Here is an 8,125-nt window from a genome sequence, read left to right as displayed (position 1 = left end):
ATGATGACCTGGACGATGAGGACTGGGATGATGATTCTGATGATTGGGATGATGACCTGGACGATGAGGACTGGGATGATGATTCTGATGATTGGGATGATGACCTGGACGATGAGGACTGGGATGATGATTTCGATGAGTGGGATGAAGACTATGGAGTCGATTGGAATCTCGTTGATCAGGAATACTACTATGACAAATTCCTAGATAATTACACTTATGCCTGGGCTCACGAGTATATCTATAAAAACGGCACTATTCATTGCTATGTTACAAAAAGTTCAGCTGCAAAAGGATTTAATTACACTGGAAATTCAAATTCCACATATAATGAAACCGATGCAGAAGAAGACAATGAAACAACTGAGACATACTACTATATGGCTCGTTGCCTAATAGGTGCTGCATATCATTGGGAAGCATCCGCAACTGATTATCTTGCAGAAAACAGCTTTGATTATCAATACGATTCAGTTGCAAAACAAATTGATTTGTTTGGCAATACTGATGAAAGTGTGGGTGATGATTTAAACAGTACAAGCGTTGCTAAAGATAAGATGGATATTGACAAAAATATTGGAGTTGGCGAAAACAACAGTATTTGGGCTTTATTTGTAGTTTTAATCCTTAGCATACTGCTGATAATATAAGAAGTTTTTTTAGGAATATTAATTCCTAAATATTTTCATTTTTTTTTCAAATGTCATAGAATTCGATATGCTATGATACATATTCAATATAACTGACGATTTCATATTCTATTTTTATATCAATAATATTTTTTTTATCCAGAAAAAAATAAGCTGTTAAAAAAAGAATCAATGGGATATCAATTAATGATATCCACAGTATCTGTTAATGAATGGAATTTTATGGAAAACCAGGACGACCAACCAAACAATCAAAGTTGCACCAACAGCCAATATCAAAATTAAACCGCAGACCTGACTTCCTGTCAGTGTTAATGTCGCAACGGCTATTTCAATCGGAATAAGTAAAGTCCTATTGAACAGATACATTCCATAGCTGGACCTGCTGATGGAAGTGTATAACTTAACAATAGAATTTTTCTCGAAGAAACCTCTTATTTTAGCATAAATTCCGGTTCTTGACTCAAATAGATATCTTATCATCAGGAACAGTGCGGATACATGAATCAATTCAAAGATGCTTAAGTCAATTCGGGTTGCAACTCTTGAGGTTGTTGTAATATCAAAACCTGATACGTAATCGAATGGAACATCTCCGTTACCGCCCGCCATCTTTATCAGGGTCATTGCAATGAATAGAATTATTGAAATTGTTATAATCTTGCCACTGGACATTCCGAAGTCCTTATGGGACAGGTAATATCCCAAAACAAGATATGCTACAGGACATATGATGAAATTCAGATTGATGTGCTGGTCCAAGTTGAATATAAACATGATCTGGTAAAATATGGATCCTACAAACAGCACGCCTATGAAATATTCAATTTCTTTCATAGATGAGGACTGTACAAATTTGTTTATTACAGGAAGGGTAATGTAGACACCTAAAATCAACCAGAAATACCAGTTATATTTGAATGGAATCACGCTGATATATGTGTCAAGGATTTCGGAATGACCGAAAAAATGCAACATCAACAATATTATACAAAGGTGTATGATTAAATAAAACATAAATGGGTATATGATTCTCGGAAGTTTACTCTTAAAGAAACTCTTTAATTCAATTTCTCTATTCAACATTAAAGCTCCTGTTAACATCAGAAATAGTGGAACAGCATACATGAATATTTGTCTAAAAGAATAAATCTTCAAGTTCATTATTTCCGGATTTGGCCACATGTAAAATACGTGTAATATGATAACACCCATAATGGCCATTGCCCTTATAAATCTAAATATTTTATTCGTTCTTTTTTATAAATGAAATCACCTTCAATAATAATATATTTTAACATGTTTATAACAGTTCTGATAATGAGCAGAGAGTTATGCGATTTTAAAGCATAAAAACAAAATTTTATTAAACATCAAAAAAACATTAAAATAGATAAAGTTTTAAGGTGCGATTAATGAACTCATGTATAAGCGTTATTATTTCTTTTTATAATTCATCTGAATTCTTAGAGAACTGCATTGATTCAGTTTTAAATCAGACAATAAATGAGTTGAGTTTATCTGAATATGAAAACAACCTGCAGATAATATTAATTGATAATGGATCAACTGACAATAGCGGTGAAATTGCAAAAAACTATGCAAAGAACTATGAAAATGTTGAATATTATCATATAAATCATCGGGGATTTAATTACGGTCTAAATTACGGTGTCGACATTTGTGATGGAGACTACATTTCATTTTTAAATTCAGAAGATATGATTTCACCTTATGCATATGAGAGAATGTTTAATTTAGTCACAAAGAATGATAGTGATTTAGCGACAGGTTTCGTATGTGAGTTCGACAATGGAAAATGTATTAATCCCAACCAATATGGTCCAGCATTCTTTGGAGATGAAGTCACAACACTCAAAGACAACCCTGATATATTATATGATTCATTATTATTCAATAAACTGATTAGGCATTCTTTTTTCACTGATAATGATTTCAAATTCTCTGAAAGTGTGTCATCTGTAGATGAATCTATTGTTTTACAGATGCAGAACCTAGCCAACAGTATTTCAATTATTAATGAACCGTGTTACTATTCCAGAATTCCTCTAATAAAGGATTTCACAACAAGCATTGACGATAAACTATCTGTCATGCGGCTAACTGATAAATACATTAAAGATAATGTTGCCAATTTGGAAGATAAAAAGCAGATAAAATGGCTTAAAGTAGACTTGATGAAATACATAGACAATCAAAAAACCTATCAGAAAAAGAGTCACAACATACACTTAATCTTTTAAAAGAGTATGTTGAAGAAAATATTGACCTGAGAAATATTGAAAAAATCAATGAATTCGATAAGATGAAATATGAATTTCTTTTAAGTTCAAATTACAAAAATTTATTCAAACTGTTCAGATTTATGACTCACGATCTGCCTGTTTCAAGCATAAATGAAAATTGCAATTTAAGTGTTGAAAATGAAATTTTCAATGATTCCAGCATCAATATCAGCCAGTTCATCAAAGAAAGTCCAATGATTAAATCTGTTATAAAGGTTTTTTTTTAAAAAAGGTATTAATATTGAAGGTTATGCTTTTATTCCTGGCTTAAAGAATAGTGAAACAGATGACAGGCAATTTTCATTTTATCTCTATAATGGAAATACTCATAAAAAAATCAAATTGAATCACAAAGACATTAAACCTAAAATAAGGTCACAGTTTAATATTCCCTATAATGTTGACTATTCATATGATGCCGCAGGATATAGGATTACCATCCCCTATAAAAACTTATTTGATGATGAACTAAATGGTGAAAACAGAATTTTGATGAACTACAAACAGGACGGTGTTGAACATAATTTCTTTTTAGGTTTCAAACAAATTGACCCAAACAATTTAAAAGCAACACATTCTAAGGGAAAATATTTTCTAATCACTCATGACTTGAATAATGATTTGGTTATCGATGTTTCAAATAAGAATTTCTTTAATGAAAAAATAGCTATCGAAGATGATAACCTATGCATATTTTCAAAAGAATTCAAGGGAAATCTATTTTTAGATTATGGAAACCCTGAAAGTCAAATACCATTAGCATATAATGAAGACAAACATTGCTATATTGTGAAAATTAACTCTTTTTTAGATTCAAAAGCAAAACTGACATATGAAAATAAAGAATTGGCAGTTCATAAGAAAAGTCAAGTATTATTCCTGAACTCCAAAAAAGGACAGATAATTGTAGATACAAAAAATGATTTTACCTTTGACATTTCCAAATATGAAGTACTTTCCATAATATCAGATATTGCCCAAAGAAATTCTAAAATAGATATTACAATTGATTATCACTGCAGCGATAAATATGAAGGCAAGTTAAAATCTGCAAGGCTTTACTTTAAAAACGAACTTGACATGATGATTTACAACTTATCTGAAGGAAAAATTGATTAACAAAACAAAATCAGATTCACAATGGATTTGTCAGATGAGGATATAACAACAAATATCACCTCAGGAATCCATTTCATAAAAGTAGCCTATGATTTTGATGACATTATCATTTCAACTCCTGCATATTCCTCAAAGTCTTTCAAATTGATACATGAAGAAGACTATTTTAGGTATATGCTTTCCGATACCCGATACAAAACAGTTAAATTACAGTCAAAATTGAAATGGCCAAACTCTGAGAATACTTTTAAAAAAAGGCAGAGAATAGCTAAAACGATTTATAGATTAATGAGATTTTTACCTATCAAAAACAAACAGATTATGTTCGAGTCAATGTTGGGTAGGAAATACAGCTGCAACCCTAGATACATCTATGAATATCTCGATGAAAATCATCCTGACTGGAAATGCATTTGGTCACTTAGAGATGAACACCGGCCAATTAAAGGAAATGGAATCAAGGTGAGACGAAATTCCCTGAAATACTTTTACTACCTTGCCACATCAAAATATCTCATTAACAACGGAACATTCTTTGAAAATTATGTCAAAAGAAAAAACCAGGTGCAGGTTCAAACAATGCATGCAACTCCATATAAAACCTTAGGCATGGACAGTCCCGGAAATTATGAAACTGAAGAAAGCAGGAGGGAATATATCAAAAATACCAATTTATGGGACTACATTACTATTCAGGGTGTTTTCACTGAAGACAAGACAAAAACCGCTTATGGATTTGAAAACGAGCATTTGAGATTCGGATATCCAAGAACTGACATTCTATTTACAAAGAATAATGAAGAGGATATTAGAAAAATCAAGGAAAAATTCGGAATTCCTTTAGACAAGAAGGTAATTCTTTATGCTCCAACATGGAGGGTGATACATGATTTTGAGCTGATGCTTGATTTGAATTCACTTCAAAAATCGTTATCTGATGAATATGTTTTAATAATTAGGACTCATCATGTATCCTCCAAAGATGGGGATGATATTGAAAACGGTTTCGTTTATGATTTGTCCAACTTTGAAGTGGCTGAAGATATATTTTTAATCTCTGACATTCTGATTACGGATTATTCATCTGTAATGTTTGATTATGCTCTATTGGACCGCCCAATACTTTTGTTTACATATGATTTGGCAGAATATACTAATAACTTAAGAGGGCTTTATTTCGATCTTACAAAAAATAATCCAGGACCAATATTATTCACTTCAAAAGAAGTTGAGGAGGCCATATTGAACATTGATGAAATTGAAAATGAATACAAGCCCTGCCGGGAAAAATTCAAGAAAAAATTCTTGACATATGAATGTGGAAATTCCTCAGAAAAGATAATGAAGACAATCACAAAAAAATAGCTTGTGTGAAAATAGAAAAATTAAGGCTGTATTATCTTCATTATTTAAATTGAGATGAAGTTTTTTAGGAATATCAATTCCTAAACATTCTCTTTTTTTTTTAAACATCATAGTATTTGATATGCTTTGATACGAATTCAACATCATCTACAAAAATCACATCTCTTAAATCATTACCGAGGGGTCTTTTTTCTTTAACGTGGCATCTTACTGTATCGGTTATTGTCACGTCGGTTGCAGATTCAACGGGAATCCTTCCCAAATCTGAAGGTCCCATTATAACATATGTATCATTGCTTGAAAATACAACATTATTTGAATCAAGAGTCCTGATCCAATTTAGCGTGGTGTTGTTGTAACCCTTAAAGTATGAATGTGATTCTATTTCATCGGCAAAATTATTAACTTTCATCGGATTATCCATATAGAATGTAATTTCTGTTTTTTCAACAGGTTCTCTTTCATATATTGAAAAAACGGCATATAATGAAATTAAAGCAATAGCAATAATCAAGGCAATAGTTAACAATACTTTTTTCATGATATCACCTTTAATAATTAATTGGCTATTGTCATATAAAAGTTTTTTATATTGTTTGAATATACTTTAATTATGAAAGATTTATTTGATTATGTGAGCTTTGGAGATTTGCAACTTAACAGTAGAATTGTAAGGACAGGGCTATGGGAGTCTGAAAGGGAAAAGACAGGCAACCTCACCCCTGAGATATATAACCGCTATGAAAACATTGCAGCCAGCGGTGTGGGACTGATCATTTCCGAGCTGATTTCACTCTATCCTCGTGATGTATTTTCAAAATACACTCATACAATGCACTACAAGCAGTTTGTACGTGAAGCAAAGGATTTGACTGATCTTGTACATGTATATGACGTTCCTATTTTCGGACAGGTGGGATTTGTCCAGTTCAACAAGCACGCAAATCAGAATGTGGCCGTAGATGACATAACCGTTGATGATATCAGAAAAATTCAAACAGACTATATCATGGCCGCCCAGAAGCTTGATTATGCCGGATTTGACGGCATTCAGATAGGTCTTGGAAACTACTACTTTTTGTCAAGGTTCATAAATCCCAATTTCAACAGCCGTGAAGACAGATACGGCGGAAGCACCCTAAACAGGCTAAAATTAGTTCTGGAAATAATCAACGTAATAAAGGAAACTACAGATCTTCATATTAACTGCAGACTGAATGCATTTGACGGCACACATATAGGAATGACACTTGATGAAACTATTGAAGTTTCAAAGATTCTTGAAAAATACGGTGCGGATTCTCTCCAGATTACACGTCCACGCTCACCACAGTTTTTCACACGTGAAAACACAGAGGAAAATCCTTTGATTAAAGCTACTGATAAAATAATCTCTAATGTTGGCATTCCGGTCATTTTAGGTGGTGGCGCAACTGGTCAGGACCAGATTAATGGAATACTCAACAATACAGATATTGATTTCATTTCAATGCAGAGGCCGTTTGTGGCTGACCCTAGCTTTCTGGTCGATTGGAAGGTGATGGGAAACGGCGTTACAACCTGCAAGACATGCAACAACTGCTACTGGAAAAAGACAGCGACATGCCACATTCACAGGACGCCTACATTGAATATTTAAGTGAAGTATTATTTTTCACAGACAAACAATACGAAGCCCTCATGGAGTCCGTATAATTCCCTAACTTTTTCTTCGGAAGTTAAACTGTCTATGTTATATTGTTTCACTTCAAAGCCTACGGATTCTAATTTGTCCTTGATGTCATATCCGTATAGCCTTACATGGTCTTCCTGGAGATAATGTTTAAGTCTCAATTCGGGTGTATTGTATTCCGGTTTTTGCAGTGTTTCATAGTTTCCGGATAAAGGAACTGAAACAAAGCATATTCCTCCTTTTTTAAGCACCCTATATATTTCATGCATTGCTTTCATATCATCGTGCACATGTTCTAAAACATGAACGTTTATTATCAAATCAAATTTGTTGTCTTCATATGGGATTTCTTCCATATTGACTTTGTCCCTGATTGTCATGTTCTTTTTAGCAAAGTTTTCAGGATCAATGTCTACAGGATAATAGTCGACTGACTCATTGTTGATGAACTTGTTGTACAGTACTTTTTCAGGTGCAAAGTGCAGCAATTTAATATTTTTATTAAATATGTGATTATATTTTTTCAATAAAACCAGGAAAAAGAGTCTGTGCCTTTCGAAGGCTTTGCATTTGTTACATAATGCATTTTCTCTTTTAGTAATTCCTGCCGGAACAAACTCGGTAGGTCTACCGCATACAGGACAGTATTGTATGTCAAAATTTTCAGCGGCTGTTTCTATTACATATGGTTTTAATAAATCAAAATCATTGGATAATTCGGCATTTGCCTTTTCCAGCCTATTTTTTTGTTTTTTTAAGTTTTTGTTATTCTTTTTTGTTTTTTTCAAATCTTCCTTTATTTTTTTATTTTCTTCCATCAATCGAAAATAATTGTCTTTATAATAATTAAATTGATTACTTCTGGCTAATATCTTGTCTTTTATCATAATATCTCCAATATTTAAGATTCTAACATATACTATTTTATGCCTAATACTATATATAATTGATATAATTTAAACTATGCCTGTATATTATTTTGTTATATATATCCAATACTATACGTGATTAAA

The 8,125-nt window shown here is 32.4% G+C and carries 9 protein-coding genes; 6 read left to right on the top strand and 3 right to left on the bottom strand.

Translation table 11 applies throughout. The features are described 5' to 3' along the window. A partial coding sequence (locus ACKI2P_RS02590; RefSeq protein WP_407374731.1) for a hypothetical protein occupies nucleotides 1–650 on the top strand: 650 nt, incomplete at its 5' end. Nucleotides 651–833: 183 nt separating this feature from the next. Here the strand turns inward: ACKI2P_RS02590 and ACKI2P_RS02585 are convergent. Then, nucleotides 834–1,874, bottom strand: a complete 1,041-nt coding sequence (locus ACKI2P_RS02585) for an acyltransferase (RefSeq protein WP_407374729.1) — start codon at nucleotides 1,872–1,874, stop codon at nucleotides 834–836. A 191-nt stretch (nucleotides 1,875–2,065) separates the two neighbouring features. Between ACKI2P_RS02585 and ACKI2P_RS02580 the strand changes: the two genes are divergently transcribed. From ACKI2P_RS02580 to ACKI2P_RS02565, 4 genes are all read left to right on the top strand, one after another. Continuing rightward, on the top strand, nucleotides 2,066–2,914 hold the full coding sequence (locus tag ACKI2P_RS02580; RefSeq protein ID WP_407374728.1) for a glycosyltransferase: 849 nt from the start codon (nucleotides 2,066–2,068) through the stop codon (nucleotides 2,912–2,914). 62 nt (nucleotides 2,915–2,976) lie between these two features. Then, entirely contained in the window at nucleotides 2,977–3,183 is a 207-nt protein-coding gene (locus ACKI2P_RS02575; RefSeq protein ID WP_407374726.1) for a hypothetical protein, read from the top strand. A gap of 115 nt (nucleotides 3,184–3,298) precedes the next feature. After that, a complete protein-coding gene (locus ACKI2P_RS02570; RefSeq protein WP_407374724.1) occupies nucleotides 3,299–4,075 on the top strand; it encodes a hypothetical protein in 777 nt (258 codons plus the stop codon). Nucleotides 4,076–4,096: 21 nt separating this feature from the next. Further along, entirely contained in the window at nucleotides 4,097–5,440 is a 1,344-nt protein-coding gene (locus ACKI2P_RS02565; protein ID WP_407374723.1) for a CDP-glycerol glycerophosphotransferase family protein, read from the top strand. A 100-nt stretch (nucleotides 5,441–5,540) separates the two neighbouring features. On the opposite strand, the gene ACKI2P_RS02560 is transcribed toward ACKI2P_RS02565, so the two are convergent. After that, a complete protein-coding gene (locus ACKI2P_RS02560; RefSeq protein WP_407374721.1) occupies nucleotides 5,541–5,981 on the bottom strand; it encodes a hypothetical protein in 441 nt (146 codons plus the stop codon). A 72-nt stretch (nucleotides 5,982–6,053) separates the two neighbouring features. Here ACKI2P_RS02560 and ACKI2P_RS02555 point away from each other — a divergent pair, with 72 nt between their 5' ends. Continuing rightward, on the top strand, nucleotides 6,054–7,079 hold the full coding sequence (locus ACKI2P_RS02555) for an NADH-dependent flavin oxidoreductase (RefSeq protein ID WP_407374719.1): 1,026 nt from the start codon (nucleotides 6,054–6,056) through the stop codon (nucleotides 7,077–7,079). A gap of 8 nt (nucleotides 7,080–7,087) precedes the next feature. On the opposite strand, the gene ACKI2P_RS02550 is transcribed toward ACKI2P_RS02555, so the two are convergent. Beyond that, the gene (locus ACKI2P_RS02550) at nucleotides 7,088–7,999 is read right to left on the bottom strand and encodes a methyltransferase domain-containing protein (protein ID WP_407374718.1); all 912 of its coding nucleotides are present in this window, start codon (nucleotides 7,997–7,999) and stop codon (nucleotides 7,088–7,090) included. Nucleotides 8,000–8,125 lie beyond the last annotated feature (126 nt).

This window comes from Methanobrevibacter sp. (assembly GCF_045541095.1).
Taxonomy (GTDB): domain Archaea; phylum Methanobacteriota; class Methanobacteria; order Methanobacteriales; family Methanobacteriaceae; genus Methanocatella.
This window is presented reverse-complemented; position numbering and strand designations above follow the sequence as displayed.

Coding starts and splice junctions, on each gene's coding strand:
- ACKI2P_RS02585 (WP_407374729.1), bottom strand. CDS start 1,874: ATGGCCATTATGGGTGTTATCATATTACACGTATTTTACATGTGGCCA.
- ACKI2P_RS02580 (WP_407374728.1), top strand. CDS start 2,066: ATGAACTCATGTATAAGCGTTATTATTTCTTTTTATAATTCATCTGAA.
- ACKI2P_RS02575 (WP_407374726.1), top strand. CDS start 2,977: ATGAAATATGAATTTCTTTTAAGTTCAAATTACAAAAATTTATTCAAA.
- ACKI2P_RS02565 (WP_407374723.1), top strand. CDS start 4,097: ATGGATTTGTCAGATGAGGATATAACAACAAATATCACCTCAGGAATC.
- ACKI2P_RS02560 (WP_407374721.1), bottom strand. CDS start 5,981: ATGAAAAAAGTATTGTTAACTATTGCCTTGATTATTGCTATTGCTTTA.
- ACKI2P_RS02555 (WP_407374719.1), top strand. CDS start 6,054: ATGAAAGATTTATTTGATTATGTGAGCTTTGGAGATTTGCAACTTAAC.
- ACKI2P_RS02550 (WP_407374718.1), bottom strand. CDS start 7,999: ATGATAAAAGACAAGATATTAGCCAGAAGTAATCAATTTAATTATTAT.